We start from the raw sequence: 15,836 nt of genomic DNA on the forward strand, positions 1-15,836 counted from the left end.
ACACAACGTCCGACACGGCCACCCTATCTTCGCACCCTCCGGGTAGGCGAAGTGGCTTCATCATCCGAGGTTATCGCCATGCGCTTTCTCTCGATCTGCGCCGTCTGTCTCGCCATCCTCGGAACGCCCGCTTTCGCGCTGGGCGCAGGAGACACAATGCAGGATTGGGGCGCCGCCTCATCCCAGGATAAGGATGCTGTGTTGCGGAAGCTGGATGCGGCGGGCGGTGGGGATGCTGCGCGGAATCGCATCCGCTCCTGTCTCGACACGACCGCCCTCACGGCTGGTCATTCGAATTTGCCGATCTCTGAGGTCGCCAAGGCATGCTCCGAGCAATCCGCACGCGAGAATATCTGACCCCTTTCGACCGAGCAGGCCTCGTCGGTCATCGAGGCTCGGATCAGGCCATCGTCATGAAGGGCCAGTTGCCGACACTGTTCCGCCTCGCGGCAGCACTCTCCCTGATCGTGAGCGCCTCCGCTCAAGCCGAGGGCACCCTGCCGACAAGAGTCGGCTCCTGTGCGCAGAGCACGATCACCAGCATTGGAACACGCTTCAGCGCGACGCTGATGCGGCCAAAGGCCGGAGATTTCGGCGAGGGCACCAGCGTTGAGCTGAAGAACGGCGTGTACGGGATATCTTACGACTACGTCGAGGCGATCGGGAATTCCCGCATCGGAGATGGTGTGAAAACCTGCCTCGTCTCGATCCCCAAAGGCTGTCCGAAGGGCGACGACAGGGGGCGCTTCTACAAGACGACGAACCTCCGTACGGGGGAGTCCTGGACCCTTCCGGACTCGCAACACATGTGCGGTGGCGCCTGAGGAGCGAGACGTCCTTCGGAGGGACAGGTCGCCGCCGTCGAGACGGCGACCCGGCCCCGCGCCTGATGGCACGATGGTTCCGCGGGGCGGGAGCGGCAGCGTCCGCCGTGTGGTCGCCGTGGCGCTGCCGAGGTCTCTCAAGGCATCATCGCCCCCTGCGTCTCGACATAGACCGCGTAGATCGAGGTGCTGGCTGCCATGAACAGCCGGTTCCTCTTCAAACCCCCGAAGCAGAGATTGGCGCAGGTCTCGGGCAGGTGGATCTTGCCGATCAAGTCGCCCGACGGCGCGTAGCAACGCACGCCGTCCTCGTTCGGATCGGCCCAGCCCATCGAGCACCAGACATTTCCGTCGATGTCGGTGCGGACCCCGTCAGTGAAGCCCGGCGCGAAGCCTTCCGCGAAGACGCGATCACCGGTGAGCCGGTCGCCTTCGACCGTGAAGGCGCGGATGTTGGACCGCCCGCCATGGGTGATACCGGAATCGACGACGTAGAGGGTCTTTTCGTCGGGCGAGAAGGCGAGGCCGTTCGGCCGGTCGAGGCCGTCCGCCATGACCTTGGCCTGCCCGGTCGAGGGGTCGAGCCGGTAGACGCGGGTGGGCAACTCCGCCTTGTCCCGGTGCCCTTCGTAGTTCCCATCGATGCCGTAGCCCGGATCGGTGAACCAGATCGCATGGTCGGAGGCCACGACCACGTCGTTGGGGGCGTTGAGCGGCTTACCGTCGACCCTGTCGATCAGGACCGTGATGGTTCCATCCGGCTCGGTGCGCGTCACCCGGCGGGTGTCGTGCTCGCAGGTGATCAACCGGCCCTGGCAATCACGGGTGTTGCCGTTCGCGTAGTTCGCGTTGGCCCGATAGACGCTGACATGGCCATTCTCGAGCCAGCGCATGATCCGGTTGTTCGGGATGTCGCTCCACAGCAGGTAGCCGCCGTCCCGGAAGTAGACCGGGCCCTCCGCCCAGCGGAAACCGGTGGCGATGCGCTCGATGGCGGCGTTGCCGACCTTGTAGCGGAAGCGCTTGTCGATCGCCTCGACCCGCGGGTCGGGATAGCGGGTGCCCGGCAGGTTGCCGAGGGGCAGCCAGTCTGCCTGCGCCGCGACCGTGGTCGCCATCAGCGCGGCGGCATCCGCGAGGACGTCACGTCGGTTCATCACTCGTCTCCCCCGATCCGGTCTTCGCGCCGGACGGGGTCGATTGTACGGAAGCCGGGCGCGGTTGCTACCGCCGGTCTCGCGTGTCCCTTGAAGAGGCCAGCCTCTGCCGACATGTCATGGGCATGCCTGATGTCGCGCTCGACGAAGCCACCCTCGGCCGCTTTCTCGACGCCTTCTACAGCCGCGTGCGTGACGATCCGCTGATCGGGCGCATCTTCGCGGCTGCGATCCCGGAGGCGGATTGGCCGCGACACATGGAAACGATCCGCGCCTTCTGGTCCTCAGTTCTGTTCAAGACTGGACGCTACAAGGGCAATCCGTTCGGCAAACATCTCGCGCTGGCGAGGCTTCAACCCGAACATTTCGCGCGCTGGCTCGGCCTGTTCGAAGAGACGGCGTCCGCACACTTCCCGAACGAGATCGCCGCTGACCTGATCGAACGCGCTCACCGCATCGGGGATAGTTTGAAGGCGGGGCTGTTTTTCCGGCCGGACGCGATGAGTTCGCGCGAAGCGGGACAGGTGGGGATCTCAAGCGACGGTATCACCGACCGGCAATAGATCAGCCGCATCACTCTCCGTCGCGGGACGGCCGGTTCGTCCGCACGCCTGCCGTCTCCAGCATCATCACGTCACAGGGCTCATCGAGCGCGACGGGGCAATGCTCGACGCCGCGCGGCACCACGATGAACTCGCCCGCCCCGACGACCTCCTGCCGGTCGCGGAAGCGCATCCCGAGCCGCCCCTTGTGGACGAAGAACAGTTTGTCGCCGTTCCTGTCGAAGCTCCAGCCTTGCGCGCCCTCCAGCTTGTCGAGCCGGATGCGCATGCCGTTGACGCTCTCGGCGATCGGGGCATGCCGGATTTCCGTCACCTCGGCGAAGGCGTTGTCGAGGTTGCGCTTGGGAACGGACGAGAGGTGATTGTTCAACGCAGCGACGTCGCGGATGATCGCCGCGAGCTGGTCTGCGACGTCGCGCTGCCCGGTGCCGTACTTGCCGTCGAGCGCAGCCGTCCCAATCGTGAAACCGGCGGCGCCGGCCTCCTTCACGGCCGTGATCCGCTCGGCATTGTCGATGGAGCCTGCGATGTAGACGGGCTTCGACACCGCCGCACATACCGCCCGCATCAGCGCTGGCACGTCCTCGCGCGAGCGATAGGCGAGAAGATCGAGGCCGTGGACCCCGTCGCGGCCCGCGAGATCTCGCGCGCTCGCGACGATCTCCGGGATGCTGCCCTCGAGGACGCTCGGATGGCCGACGATCCGCCCCGGGAACGGGCAGTACTGGATGGACGCCCCTGCGATCACCGGCAGCACGTCGTCGACCCGCGTGCCGCCGAGGAGGATGTCGACGCCGATCTCCACGGCCGCCTGGGCCGAGGCGATCTCGCTCTCACGGTCGAGCGACACGACTTCGAGATAGGACGTCGCGCCGCCCACTCGAATCGCCGCGTTCAAGGCTTTGAGCTGCGCGATCGGCAAACCGATATCCTTGAAGCCGATATGCCGGACGCCGGCTCGAGGGCCGTGCGGAGCTGCGCCTGTGCGTCCTCGACCGTGCGGTCGTTGCGGGTCAGCATGAAGATGAAGCGGAGACCCATCGGGCGGTCCTTTCGTGTTCGTGCTGAAATTCGCGAGCGCAAAGCTGTGCTCGAACGCCGCTGGTTCAAATCCGACGATCGTCGTGATGGCTTCGGCTTTGGGACGGCCCCTTCTTCGAAAATCGGAACGTCGTCGCGGGCGCCGAGCCATCTTCTATCGTCGGGTCACACAACCAGTAGCAGATGGCCGCGTCTAAGCGGACGGTAGCAAGTTAGTTGCGGACGAGCCGATCGTAGCGTGTGGCCGATGCGACGAAAGCCCTTGAGCCGCCCGAACATCCGCTCAACCGTGTTCGATCCACCCTCATCGAAGGGGTCTACCCTTTGGTATGGCCTTTAATCCTGGAGGACGGGCGACATGGCCCAGCGATCGAAGTCCGAGGGGATCGTTACCAAGCTAAGGAAGGCGAGTGTGCTGATCTCGCAGGATCAGAGCGTTTCCGACGCGATTCGCGCCGTCGATCTGAGTGCCGTGACGTAGTAGCGGCGGCGTGAGTTCGGTGGCTTGAAGAGCGATCAGGTTCGCCGGATAAAGAAGCTGGAGACAGAAACCCAAGGTTGCGCAAGGCGATTGCAGAAATGCCCCTCGACAATCTGGGCCAATTTTTATCGCTGTCGCGCCCTTATTCATTTGGATAAATATATATAAGCTTCTTTTCCATTCATTTTATCTAGTATCTATTTTAAATTCCAATTTATCGCTCCAATTTTTGATCTTAAAATCTTAAATAAACCAACTAAAATTCGAAAAACGAGCAAATTGCCTTCGATATCAGAGACTGACCTATAAAAAGATACAAATAAAAAATAATATCGAATTTTTCTGCTAGTCTCGCGCAATCTTAAGCAAAAAATCTAATTGTATATATTCTCACACAAGTATGCCGACCGCGACGCCTCGCCTTTGCCATCCTCATTTAATTGCGTAGTTGCATCGATGCTATAGATCATCTGCCTTTCCTTGCGTATGGCCAACGAAGGAAAAAATAAAATTTCATGGTGGGACCGATGGCAATGAGCCGAAGCCTGGTAGCGGGCGAAGACACTGTCATCCCGAATCCCGACGATCTTGTTGTTAATGCAACCTCATTGACTCTTAATGCGTCGGACTCGCTCGATGCAGGTGCGGGGTACGATGTACTGTCGCTGTCGGGCTCCGGCAGCTTCAACCTCGCCGGATTGGCGCAGTTCGCCGGCTTCGAGGAAGTGCGGCTGACCAATGCCTCCGCGTCGAGCGCGTCTCTCGTCCTGCGGGACGGCGCAGACCTGAAGGTGACCCTGAGCGACGGCTCCGCCCCGAGCACGTCGCCCTACCCGACATACTCGTCAGCCGGCAGCATCTCGGTGACCTTGGCCAAGAGCCTTGTCACGATCACCGGCGGCAACGAAACCGATCAGTTCAGCGCCGCCACGGCAGCGCAACTCGTGGCGGGCAGCAGCATCGACGGCGGCGGCGGCTACGACGGCCTCAGCCTGTCATACGATTACACCGGTACGTATGGCACTTCCCAAATCGACCCCGCGACGGGTCTGCTGACTTACGTGCCGCCGACCTATCGCGACACTGTGTATGATCTGACCAAAATCAGCCTCAGCCACGTCGAGAACTTAAACGCGTACGGAAACTTTAGCTTCTCGAACAATACAACGACCATCGTCAAGGTTGACACTGCCTCTCTAAAGGATGTCTCCTATATCTCGCTGTACGACAATGCAGTTCTGACGACGGAAGCAGCTACGCTTAACCTATCGGGCAAGAGCATCTACGGTTCCAGCGGCGGGGGAGCGATCACGAGCTCGAACGCACTCGGCACGACCTTCACCGTCAATAGCGCCACCACCGCGACCCAGATCCAGGGCGGCGCAGGCCAGGACACGGTAGTCGTCACCGGCCTGACCCTGACCGAGGCACAGCGCGCTCAGATCTTCGCCGGAAGCGTCGAGACCGTCACCGATGCCTCCGGGACATACACGAAGCCAAGCGTCCCCACAGGGGTCATCGCTCTTACCACCGGAACGGACCTGGTCGCCCCGACCGACACAGATCAGGTGGTACAGGCCACATCCACGACGCTCAACAGCACCGATCGGCTCGATGCAGGTGCGGGGTACGATGTACTGTCGCTGTCGGGCTCCGGCAGCTTCAACCTCGCCGGATTGGCGCAGTTCGCCGGCTTCGAGGAAGTGCGGCTGACCAATGCCTCCGCGTCGAGCGCGTCTCTCGTCCTGCGGGACGGCGCAGACCTGAAGGTGACCCTGAGCGACGGCTCCGCCCCGAGCACGTCGCCCTACCCGACATACTCGTCAGCCGGCAGCATCTCGGTGACCTTGGCCAAGAGCCTTGTCACGATCACCGGCGGCAACGAAACCGATCAGTTCAGCGCCGCCACGGCAGCGCAACTCGTGGCGGGCAGCAGCATCGACGGCGGCGGCGGCTACGACGGCCTCAGCCTGTCATACGATTACACCGGTACGTATGGCACTTCCCAAATCGACCCCGCGACGGGTCTGCTGACTTACGTGCCGCCGACCTATCGCGACACTGTGTATGATCTGACCAAAATCAGCCTCAGCCACGTCGAGAACTTAAACGCGTACGGAAACTTTAGCTTCTCGAACAATACAACGACCATCGTCAAGGTTGACACTGCCTCTCTAAAGGATGTCTCCTATATCTCGCTGTACGACAATGCAGTTCTGACGACGGAAGCAGCTACGCTTAACCTATCGGGCAAGAGCATCTACGGTTCCAGCGGCGGGGGAGCGATCACGAGCTCGAACGCACTCGGCACGACCTTCACCGTCAATAGCGCCACCACCGCGACCCAGATCCAGGGCGGCGCAGGCCAGGACACGGTAGTCGTCACCGGCCTGACCCTGACCGAGGCACAGCGCGCTCAGATCTTCGCCGGAAGCGTCGAGACCGTCACCGATGCCTCCGGGACATACACGAAGCCAAGCATCCCCACAGGGGTCGCCGTCGATGGCTATATTTCCGGCGGAACGGTCTTCGCCGATGCGAATAGCAACGGGCGCTGGGATCCCGGCGAGGCGAGAACAACAACCGACGCACAGGGTCGTTTCACGCTTCAGGGTGGGTCAGGGCCACTGGTCCTGACGGGCGGAACCGACACATCGACCGGTGTCGCTCTGACCCACACTTTGACGGCCCCCAGCGGTTCGAGTGTCATCACCCCGCTCACCACGCTTGTCCAAGGCGTGCAGCAACGTCTGAACGTATCGACGTCCGAAGCTGAAAGCGCTGTGCTCAAAAGCCTTGGCGTCACCCTCGCGGCTGGTCAGAGTCTGCTCACCACCGATCCAGTCGCTGGAGCGCTGGCGGGCGATAGCGGAGCCCAAGCTCTCTACGTTGCGGGAGTGAAGATCCTCGACACGATCGCTCTGGTCGGGTCCGCGTTGAGCGCTCAGTCTGGCGACCCAGCAGCATCTGACGCCGCTGTTGTGTCAGCAATGGCCGCGCAAATTGCTTCGAGTGCCGGGAGCTCCGGTGGCGCGTCCCTCGACATTGCTGGAACTCAGGCACTCTCACGGCTCGTCACGAAAGCGGCGGGACTGGCAAACCTTTCCATGGCGCCCGAGGCAGCGGACGCTCTGGCCAGCCTCGTGTCGGCCAGCAATACTGCTGTCGATACACAGGCCCAAGCTGCAAATGATGGAGCCACACTGCTACACAATACGGCAGCCGTACAGTTTGTGGCTCAGAGCCTGACTGCACTTGCTCTCTCAAGCGGCCAATCGCCAAGCTCACTTCAGTTATCTTTCACAGGAGATGGCCTGTCACAAGCTATCACGAGCGCCTATGCAAGCGTCCCGTGCTATTGCACCGGCACCTTGATCCTGACGGACCGCGGCGAGTTGCCCGTCGAGCAACTCGTCGTGGGAGACGTCGTGATTACTATGGCGGGCGAACACCAAACCATCGAGTGGATCGGGCATCGCACCATCGATTGTCGACTCTTTGCGCGCCCTGATTTGGTCAGCCCCATTCGGATCAAGCAAGGCGCCCTTGCACCAAGCCTTCCTCGTCGTGATCTCTTTCTTTCACCAGATCATGCGCTCTTTTTTGATGAGGTTCTCATACCCGCAAAGTCCCTCGTCAATGGCTCAACCGTCGAACAGATCGCTGCTGAAACAATTACTTACTACAGCATCGAACTCGCAAACCATGATTTGGTGTTGGCTGAAGGGGTCGCGGCAGAAACCTACTACGACGATGGACAGCGCGATCGATTCGACAATTACGATGGCAACGGATCCGATCTCGATCCTAACAAAGCTCTCACCCGAGAGGGCTCAGTCAGACCGTTGATTATCGAGGGACGCCAAGTCGCGGAAGTGCGCGCATGGATCGACGCTCGCGCCCACTATCTTGGTCATCCGCCGATCTACGATGTGAAGCAAAGAGCTCCACAGCACCTTCACGACGGCATGATAGCCGATTCGTCGGTGGTGAGTACAAAGATAGACGGATACTTAGAGCGAGTTTCAAGAGAACAGATTTCGGGATGGGCTTGGTTCCCGGAGCAACCTCACGCAAGCGTGGTACTGGAGCTTGTGCTGGATGGCGACGTAGTCGCCACATTTCCTGCAGATCAATATCGAGTTGATTTGCATTTTGCCGGCATTGGGACCGGTCGACACGCCTTCAATTTCCGAATGCCGCCTGCAGCCTATGCACGAGAGTGGACTCACATCGGTGTGCGAGCGCGAGATTCCAGCATCCACCTAACTCATTCTCCAGTCGTTCTGGCAGAGGAGTATCTCAAGGAATTGATACTTGTGTGATCTTTCTGGCGGAACAAATTCCCGGCGCGGCACATCAAGAGGATACGCAAATGATTAATTGCGAGACTATCAAATCTTATTCCGATTCAATGCGCATGTATTGTGCATTGCGCGTCAATTGATCAACTTATTTCGTTCGATAGTATCGATTAGGCGGCATTTAGCTGCCCATAATCCTTCTATCGCGCGAATGGCGGTCTTGATTTGCTACGGCATAATTTAGAAAATGCTATCTCATCCTGAAATATCCAAGTAATTGTGGTTGATTAGACCGCTCAATAAGACAAGGTTGAAGATGAGAAAGGCATAGACAACCGCTCGACATTGACGTGAAGATCTCGCGGCAGGTCGGCCTGTCGTGGACGAACAGGCGGCGATACCTGGCAGGCTCGACAGGCCCCGTTACCTCGCTCAGACAGTGGATGGCGCCACTGTCGTAAGTCTTGTCGGCCAGAACGATGCGGCAGTTGGGCAAGAGCTTCAAGGACAATGCCTCAGCCATGCAATTGGCGATCAGCCCGCCACTCAGCGAGAGGGCGATAGGGCGGCAGGCGCGCCGTGAGTGAATGGAGATTGGTCGCCTGTGCGCCCCCTAGACCGTCAGCAACGCAATGCCCCTCCGAGGAACAGCTTCTGTCCTATCAATCATGAAATCGGAATTGGCATCGATAGGTATGCACCCGACTTTCGGCGCCACTGATCCACAGCAAACAACCTATATAATGGCTATTTTCAGTCACTAAAATCCAATTTTAAGCTGTTTAATAAAAAATTCGAGCTCCTCTCATAGAAATCAGGCCGTTATACGTGCACAATTTATATTTAGCATATCCGCTTATCATGGACGATATATTATATGCAAAATATTGGAAACATTTTTGTAAGTATCAATATAATATCTTAACTCCAACTCCAACCCCTTTTTCGAATAAAAAAACGACACCAGCTTCCTCGAACGCTTTAACCAACGCTGCAACATTGGCAGCCGTTGAGTTTATCGGACCGTCATTCGACTCTGCCCTGCGAATAGTCGCGGTTCCAAGCCGAGAGTACTTGGCAAGATCTTCCGCACTCCAGCGCAAGAGAGCACGTGCGGCCCTCACCTGCGCGCCGGTAGGGGTGATGTGATCAGCGGACGGCATATTGACCGAATCGCGATCGAACGATATAAAAACGATCACTCGATCCGAGGGAGATCACGATGCCATTCCGTTCTCGCAGGTTATCTTGGTCTGCAGCACTACGCGAAATTCGTTCCGATCGCATCCAATTTGCACCTGGCGAGCGACGGGCGAATTCCCGTCGCCAGCTTTTCGCTGACTTAGCGGGAAGACATGCTGGCGTGCCCGCCAACGCCGGCAAATTGTTGAAGGGTAACTCGTACGATAAGGCGGGAATCATGCGTTTGGCCATAGCATCGGCCCAGGCTCACCGTCACGCCACTGGAGAACCTTGGGGGTTCTGCCTTTCGGCAGCACTGAAGGGGACATGGAAGGCTGCTAAAGCTGCAAGGACCGCAGCGAGATGGCAGGAAGAGCGCAGGGCGGTCCGAGAACAGCGTCATCGGGTCAGTCCCGAGCTATTTTCCGAAAGGGGAGAGAGCGGAGTACCCATTCATATCTCGGCTAATCGCCCGCGCAGCCCTTCATTGGTGGCGCCCTTTAGCTCAACCCTTCTTACAATAGATAGCGTCATTCCGCTGATTAATCCCAGCTAAATCTAGAGACAGCTTTTCCTTCGATCGGGCCCTGACGAATTCTGCCGCCCGGATCAACTGCCATAATCTTAACCTCCATTCAGAGCGATCCGCCATGCCACGCACGAAATCGCGCGTCCGCGGGATTGATCCCGCACGTCCGACGCTTGCCTCTCTTGTGTTACCAGTAAAGCTGGTAACGCTGGAAAATGACGCGCAGCTACGCGCTCTGCTAGAGCGGTATGAGCAGCTGCTCTGCGATTGGGAGGATCTCTCATACAGGGCGCTCAAGGCACTGGCCGAGCGATCCTCTTTCTCTGAGGAGGCTCGCGATGCCGTACGTCGCTCGTGAGGATGTTCGAACGACGACGCGCCGATCACTTTCAGGACATTGCCGGTTGCAAGCGTGGGAGCGTACGGGTGGGGTCTGTGTCGTTTGCGATCAACCCATCGATGGCGTACGTGATCGTTGGATCGTCGAGCATATCCGTGCGCTTGAACTTGGCGGCGAGGATGACCTCCACAATATGGGTCCAGCCCACGAAGAATGCGCACGCGATAAGACACGGAAAGATCACGCTGCCACTGCCCAAGCTAAGAGGCGCAAGATTCGGCATCTCGGCGCCGAAGTGACCGCACACCCTTTCCAGACGTCACGCTGCGGAATGCTCAAACGCAAAGTCGACGGTACAGTGGTGAGACGTGACAACGCGAAAATTGCCCATATTGCCTCGTATCCCGTTGCTCGGAGAGGGCGGGATGGCTCTGAGCCATCAACCTACCAAGGTTCAAACGCGACCATCAAATCGCACGATTTCCCGCTTTGAAAGTCAAACGATCCAACAGAAGGGAACGAGGCATACATGGCGAACCCAAGGGGAAAACGTTCCCCAGAACTTCGCGAAAGTCAGGTCGATGATGGGGTGAACGCAGATGTTGCCAGCACCGAGGTTCTGCCCGCATTGCCCGCCCATCTCGTCTTCTTATTCGAGGGTCGCCCTCTGTTACGTAACGAGAGCGCCGAGCGGTTCGACGTACTGCAGCGGAGCATAATCCAGGAACTCAAGCCGCAAGACATAATTGAGGCCCTCTGGACAAAAGATATCATTGACCTGATCTGGGAGTCTCAGCGTTTACGGCAGTGGCGCAACCTCATTTTGGAGCACGCAGATCTACAAGCGGCCAAGGAACTATTTACGCCTAGTATGTACAATTTAGATCCTTTTGGCGCTCTTTACGAAGACCACAGAGGCCCTGATAAGCTTGCTGCAGCATGGTTAAAAGGGAAAGAAAGAGAGACCAATTTGGTCAAAGTTCTTTTATCAGAGCGGGGCCTTACGGCAGAAAACGTTCGAGCCCACGGCTTCTTCATGAATCTCGCCTCAATGGAGCGGATTGACCGCATGACACAGGCTATGGATCGGCGACGCGATAAGCTTTTTCACGACATCGAAGACAAAAGGGCGAATTTCGCTCCGCGTGCACGGTCGGTTTTCTCAGACGTCATTGATATCGATAGCAAACAGGTGCGCTAAGCATTTAAAGCGGGAGGTAGACTTGACTTCTGAACGAGCGGCGCGCGCCAATCGACTCAATGCCAGAGCGAGCACCGGACCACGGTCTCCTGAGGGGAAAAGCCGTTCGAGTCAGAACGCTCGCCGCCATGGCCTCTCCGCAGGGACCATGAACGCCGAGGAAGAGGCTGCGGTCATTCATTTGGCTGAACTAATCGCAGGCGAAGTTCGCTCAATGGAGCTAAATGTTGGCTCGCCCGCTCGGTAGCCCTGGCGCACGTTCAGCTTCAGCGAGTGCGCACGTACAAGTTATCCTACCTTCGTAGGCATTTTTCACAAAGTCATGATGGCAGAATGGCTGAGGAATTTCCCAATTTGGAAAGGACTTCTGAAATTCTTGAAGAACTCGAGCGACTGAACCGTTATGAGCGCCGCGCTCTGTCGCATCGAAAGAGCGTCATTCGACGCTTTTATGCCGTAACCTCGGCCGCAAGCACGGAGGATGCAGATGGCGGCCAACCCGCCTTTGACTCAACAATGCCCAAGCCATGACGTTGACGAGCGATAGCCGACCCACGGTCACCGTTCTGATCTCCGGAGGCTTCGAGCTTGCCTATCGGATGGCGATCCCGGAGTTCGAGCAAGAGGCAGGCATCAAGATCGAGACCCAATCTGGCGCCTCTCAAGGCACGGGCCCGAAGACGATCCGCTATCGACTCAATCATGGTGCTAAGGTCGATATCGTCATCCTGTCCAATGAAGGTCTCCATGAACTCATCAGCGCGGGCCTCATCGCAGAGGACTCGGCTGCCGAGCTTGCGAGCGCGCCCCTCGCGGCGGCTGTGCGGACAGACACACCGAGATCGGACGTCAGGCTCTGTTGCCGCGCTCACCCGGACCTTGTTGGATGCCCGCCTCATCGCAATACCGGGCAGCACCAGCGGCCTCTTCATCCAGAGGGAAATTTTTCCGGCGCTCGGCATAGCCGACAAGGTTCGTCTGAAAGTCTATTCACGAGGAACCGACTCGGCCGCTGCGCTGGCGGCCAGCGAGGCTGATCTCGCGTTGGGGCCCATCAGCGAGCTCGTCAACATACCTGGCGTCGAGCCCATCGGGGTTCTGCCCGACGAGGTGCAACTCGTCCAAACCTTCTCAGCCGCGGTGGTGGCAGGGGCCAAAAACCCGGATCTGGCGAAACGGCTGATCGCGTTTCTGCAGTCCGAAAAGGCGGACGCCGCAATAAGACACGTCGGAATGACACCGCTTCGACCCTGAGGCGGCCTGCCTAGCGCATTAAGCGGAAACGGTAAGGCGTCCGCTTCATCGGACATGTTTCCAAGATGTGAGCGGGCAAATCCAAAGAGCGGACGCATCCACCGCACCTGCGGCAGAAGCGCCGCAGCCGCCGTCCTTGAGCAAAAGACAGCTTCTGGGATATTGAATGCAATAAGCTCATTTCAAACGAGAGGATCCGATGGCACGACTGAACGTGAACGGGGTCGTGCGTGAGGTCGATGCTGAGCCGGACACGCCTCTCCTCTGGGTCATCCGCGAGCAGATTGGACTGACCGGCACCAAGTACGGGTGCGGCATTGCCCAATGCGGCGCCTGCACCGTCCATATCGACGGGGCGGCCGTCCGCTCGTGCTCGATGCCGCTCTCGGCCGTCGAGCCGGGGCAGAAGATCGTCACGATCGAGGGGCTCGCCCCGGATGCCCGCCATCCGGTCCAGCAGGCCTGGGCCGAGCTCGACGTGCCGCAATGCGGCTTCTGCCAGCCGGGCATGATCATGGCCTCGGCGGCCCTGCTGGCGCAGACCCCGCGCCCGAGCGAAGACCAGATCCGTCAGGAGATCACCAACATCTGCCGCTGCGGCACCTACAACCGCGTGCTGGCGGGCATCAAGCTCGCCGCCGAGCGCGGCCAGGCCGGCTGAGGGGGAGAGACGATGAGCCTCGAATCCAAGGCCGCCCCGCAGGCCGCCCGCCCCAGCCGCCGCACCTTGCTGGCCGGTGCCGGTCTCTTCACCCTGGGCTTTCATATCCCGTTCCCCGCCCGCGCCGCGACGCTCGGTGCGGCGCCCACCACGCCGGAGGTGAATGCCTGGGTCGTGGTGAAGCCGGACGAGACCGTCGTGATCCGCATCGCCCGTTCGGAGATGGGTCAGGGCACGCTCACGGGCCTCGCACAGCTCGTCGCCGAGGAACTCGATTGCGATTGGGCGCGGGTCACCACCGAGTATCCGAGCCCAGGCCAGAACCTCGCCCGCAAGCGTGTCTGGGGTGATTACTCGACCGGCGGCAGCCGGGGTGTCCGCGACTCCCACGAATACGTGCGCAAGGGCGGTGCCGCCGCCCGCACCATGCTGGTCGCCGCCGCCGCGAAGGGCTGGGGCGTGTCGCCCGCCGAGTGCCGCGTCGAGCGGGGCGTGATCACCCACAGTCCCTCCGGCCGCAGCACCACTTATGGCGCGGTCGCCGCCGAGGCGGCCAAGATCGAGCCGCCCAAGGACGTCACCCTCAAGGACCCGAAGGACTGGACCATCGCCGGCAAGCCGCTGAAGCGGCTCGACACCTTGCCGAAGCTCGACGGTAGCCAAGTCTACGGGATCGATCTGAAGCTGCCGGGTCTGCTGAATGCCGCCATCCGGGATTGTCCGGTCACTGGCGGCAGCGTGAAGAGCTTCGAGGCTGCGGCGGTGTCGGGCATGCCCGGCGTGAAGCGCGTGATCCAGATCGGCGACAGCGCAGTCGCGGTGGTGGCCGACACGTTCTGGCGGGCCAAGACCGCCCTCGACGCCCTCCCCATCGTCTGGGACGAGGGCCCGAACGCGAAGGTCTCCAGCGAGACCATCGCAGCGGTCCTGCGGGAAGGGCTCGATGCCAAGGAGGCCTTCGTCGGCAACAAGGCTGGCGACGTGGCGGGTGCGCTGAAGGGTGCCGCCAAGGTGGTCGAGGCCGTCTACGGCGTGCCGTTCCAGAACCACGCCACGATGGAGCCGATGAACGCCACGGCGCTCTGGACACCGGAGCGCTGCGAGGTCTGGACGCCGACGCAGAACGGCGAGGCCGCCCTTGCCGCGACCGCCGATGCGGCCGGGCTGCCAGCCACATCCTGCGAGGTCTACAAGATCCATCTCGGCGGCGGCTTCGGGCGGCGCGGCGCGACCCACGATTGGGTGCGGCAGGCGGTGCTCATCGCGAAGGAGATGCCGGGCACGCCGGTCAAGCTGCTCTGGACCCGCGAGGAGGACATGACGCACGGCCGGTATCACCCGGTCACGCAGTGCCGGATGCGCGCCGCCCTCGATCAGGACGGCAACCTGACCGGGCTGCACATGCGCATCTCCGGCCAATCGATCCTGGCCTCCGTCGCCCCCCAGCGCATGGTCGAGGGTCGCGATCCGGTCACCTTCCAGGGTCTCAACCCCGGCGGGCCGGAGGCCGCGATCGGCTACACGATCCCGAACATCCTCGTCGATCATGCCATGCGCAACCCGCACATCCTGCCGGGCTTCTGGCGGGGCGTGAACCTGAACCCGAACGCCATCTACCTCGAATGCTTCATGGATGAGCTGGCCCACGCCACCGGCCAGGACCCGCTGGCGTTCCGTCTGAAGCTGATGGACAACCACCCGAAGCACCGGGCCGTGCTCCAGGCGGTGGCTGATAAGATCGGCTGGAAGACCAAGCCGCCCGAGGGCGTCTACCGGGGCATCTGCCAGACGATGGGCTTCGGCAGCTACGTGGCGGGGGCGGCCGAAGTCTCGGTTTCCGACCAGGGCGAGCTGAGGATCCACCGCATCGTGGCGGCCACCGACCCCGGTCACGCGGTCAACCCGCAACAGATCGATGCGCAGGTCGCGGGCTCCTTCGTCTACGGGCTCTCGGCCGCGCTCTACGGCGCCTGCACCGTGAAGGACGGGCGGATTGAGCAAACGAACTTCGACAGCTACCCGGTCATGAAGATGGACGCGATGCCGGCGGTCGAGGCCATCCTGATGCCGTCCGGCGGCTTCTGGGGCGGCGTCGGCGAGCCGACCATCGCGGTGGCCGCGCCGGCTGTGCTCAACGCGATCTTCGCGGCGACCGGCAAGCGCGTCCGCCAGCTTCCGCTGAAGGACACGGACCTGCGCCGGGCATGAGGGCGCTGCTTCCGGCGCTCATTCTGCCCGCCGTGCTTGTCGGGGGAGGGGCGCGGGCGCTGCCGGGACGCGGCCGCCGCCCGGTGCCTCG

At 60.7% G+C, this 15,836-nt stretch carries 11 protein-coding genes and 1 pseudogene; 10 read left to right on the plus strand and 2 right to left on the minus strand.

Annotation, left to right across the window (positions count from 1 at the left end):
- Positions 1-323: 323 nt before the first annotated feature.
- Complete coding sequence (locus ACFQE0_RS18580; protein WP_378972310.1) at positions 324-824, plus strand: hypothetical protein; 501 nt, start codon at positions 324-326, stop codon at positions 822-824.
- A 137-nt stretch (positions 825-961) separates the two neighbouring features.
- Here the strand turns inward: ACFQE0_RS18580 and ACFQE0_RS18585 are convergent, their stop codons facing one another.
- Positions 962-1,942: an SMP-30/gluconolactonase/LRE family protein gene (locus ACFQE0_RS18585; RefSeq protein ID WP_378975567.1), complete on the minus strand. Its 981-nt coding sequence runs from the start codon at positions 1,940-1,942 to the stop codon at positions 962-964.
- Between the two features lie 164 nt (positions 1,943-2,106).
- Between ACFQE0_RS18585 and ACFQE0_RS18590 the strand changes: the two genes are divergently transcribed.
- Entirely contained in the window at positions 2,107-2,544 is a 438-nt protein-coding gene (locus ACFQE0_RS18590) for a group III truncated hemoglobin (RefSeq protein WP_378972312.1), read from the plus strand.
- 10 nt (positions 2,545-2,554) lie between these two features.
- Here ACFQE0_RS18590 and ACFQE0_RS18595 read toward each other — a convergent pair whose 3' ends face one another.
- Complete coding sequence (locus tag ACFQE0_RS18595; RefSeq protein ID WP_378972314.1) at positions 2,555-3,466, minus strand: cupin domain-containing protein; 912 nt, start codon at positions 3,464-3,466, stop codon at positions 2,555-2,557.
- Between the two features lie 1,115 nt (positions 3,467-4,581).
- Between ACFQE0_RS18595 and ACFQE0_RS18600 the strand changes: the two genes are divergently transcribed.
- The 8 genes and pseudogenes from ACFQE0_RS18600 to ACFQE0_RS18635 all read left to right on the plus strand — a co-directional run bounded on the left by ACFQE0_RS18600 (position 4,582) and on the right by ACFQE0_RS18635 (position 15,745).
- Entirely contained in the window at positions 4,582-8,391 is a 3,810-nt protein-coding gene (locus tag ACFQE0_RS18600; protein ID WP_378972316.1) for a Hint domain-containing protein, read from the plus strand.
- A 2,028-nt stretch (positions 8,392-10,419) separates the two neighbouring features.
- Positions 10,420-10,914 carry an HNH endonuclease signature motif containing protein gene (locus tag ACFQE0_RS18605; protein WP_378972318.1) on the plus strand — a complete coding sequence of 165 codons (495 nt, stop codon included), beginning with the start codon at positions 10,420-10,422 and terminating at the stop codon, positions 10,912-10,914.
- Positions 10,915-10,950: 36 nt separating this feature from the next.
- Complete coding sequence (locus tag ACFQE0_RS18610) at positions 10,951-11,622, plus strand: hypothetical protein (RefSeq protein ID WP_378972320.1); 672 nt, start codon at positions 10,951-10,953, stop codon at positions 11,620-11,622.
- 333 nt (positions 11,623-11,955) lie between these two features.
- Positions 11,956-12,153, plus strand: a complete 198-nt coding sequence (locus ACFQE0_RS18615; protein ID WP_378972323.1) for a hypothetical protein — start codon at positions 11,956-11,958, stop codon at positions 12,151-12,153.
- A 68-nt stretch (positions 12,154-12,221) separates the two neighbouring features.
- Positions 12,222-12,404 (plus strand): annotated as a pseudogene (locus tag ACFQE0_RS18620) (substrate-binding domain-containing protein); the annotation flags it as partial.
- Between the two features lie 100 nt (positions 12,405-12,504).
- Positions 12,505-12,876 carry a substrate-binding domain-containing protein gene (locus ACFQE0_RS18625; protein ID WP_378972325.1) on the plus strand — a complete coding sequence of 124 codons (372 nt, stop codon included), beginning with the start codon at positions 12,505-12,507 and terminating at the stop codon, positions 12,874-12,876.
- A gap of 199 nt (positions 12,877-13,075) precedes the next feature.
- Positions 13,076-13,537 carry a (2Fe-2S)-binding protein gene (locus tag ACFQE0_RS18630; RefSeq protein WP_378972328.1) on the plus strand — a complete coding sequence of 154 codons (462 nt, stop codon included), beginning with the start codon at positions 13,076-13,078 and terminating at the stop codon, positions 13,535-13,537.
- 12 nt (positions 13,538-13,549) lie between these two features.
- Positions 13,550-15,745 carry a xanthine dehydrogenase family protein molybdopterin-binding subunit gene (locus ACFQE0_RS18635; RefSeq protein WP_378972330.1) on the plus strand — a complete coding sequence of 732 codons (2,196 nt, stop codon included), beginning with the start codon at positions 13,550-13,552 and terminating at the stop codon, positions 15,743-15,745.
- Positions 15,746-15,836: the final 91 nt, after the last annotated feature.

It is taken from the genome of Methylobacterium komagatae (genome assembly GCF_042661665.1).
In the GTDB taxonomy this organism is placed as follows: Bacteria; Pseudomonadota; Alphaproteobacteria; order Rhizobiales; family Beijerinckiaceae; genus Methylobacterium; species Methylobacterium komagatae.

Bases quoted from the DNA above. Each gene is read 5' to 3' on its own strand.
- ACFQE0_RS18580 (WP_378972310.1), top strand. From the start codon at position 324: ATGCTCCGAGCAATCCGCACGCGAGAATATCTGACCCCTTTCGACCGA.
- ACFQE0_RS18585 (WP_378975567.1), bottom strand. From the start codon at position 1,942: ATGGCGACCACGGTCGCGGCGCAGGCAGACTGGCTGCCCCTCGGCAAC.
- ACFQE0_RS18590 (WP_378972312.1), top strand. From the start codon at position 2,107: ATGCCTGATGTCGCGCTCGACGAAGCCACCCTCGGCCGCTTTCTCGAC.
- ACFQE0_RS18600 (WP_378972316.1), top strand. From the start codon at position 4,582: ATGGTGGGACCGATGGCAATGAGCCGAAGCCTGGTAGCGGGCGAAGAC.
- ACFQE0_RS18605 (WP_378972318.1), top strand. From the start codon at position 10,420: ATGCCGTACGTCGCTCGTGAGGATGTTCGAACGACGACGCGCCGATCA.
- ACFQE0_RS18610 (WP_378972320.1), top strand. From the start codon at position 10,951: ATGGCGAACCCAAGGGGAAAACGTTCCCCAGAACTTCGCGAAAGTCAG.
- ACFQE0_RS18615 (WP_378972323.1), top strand. From the start codon at position 11,956: ATGGCTGAGGAATTTCCCAATTTGGAAAGGACTTCTGAAATTCTTGAA.
- ACFQE0_RS18630 (WP_378972328.1), top strand. From the start codon at position 13,076: ATGGCACGACTGAACGTGAACGGGGTCGTGCGTGAGGTCGATGCTGAG.
- ACFQE0_RS18635 (WP_378972330.1), top strand. From the start codon at position 13,550: ATGAGCCTCGAATCCAAGGCCGCCCCGCAGGCCGCCCGCCCCAGCCGC.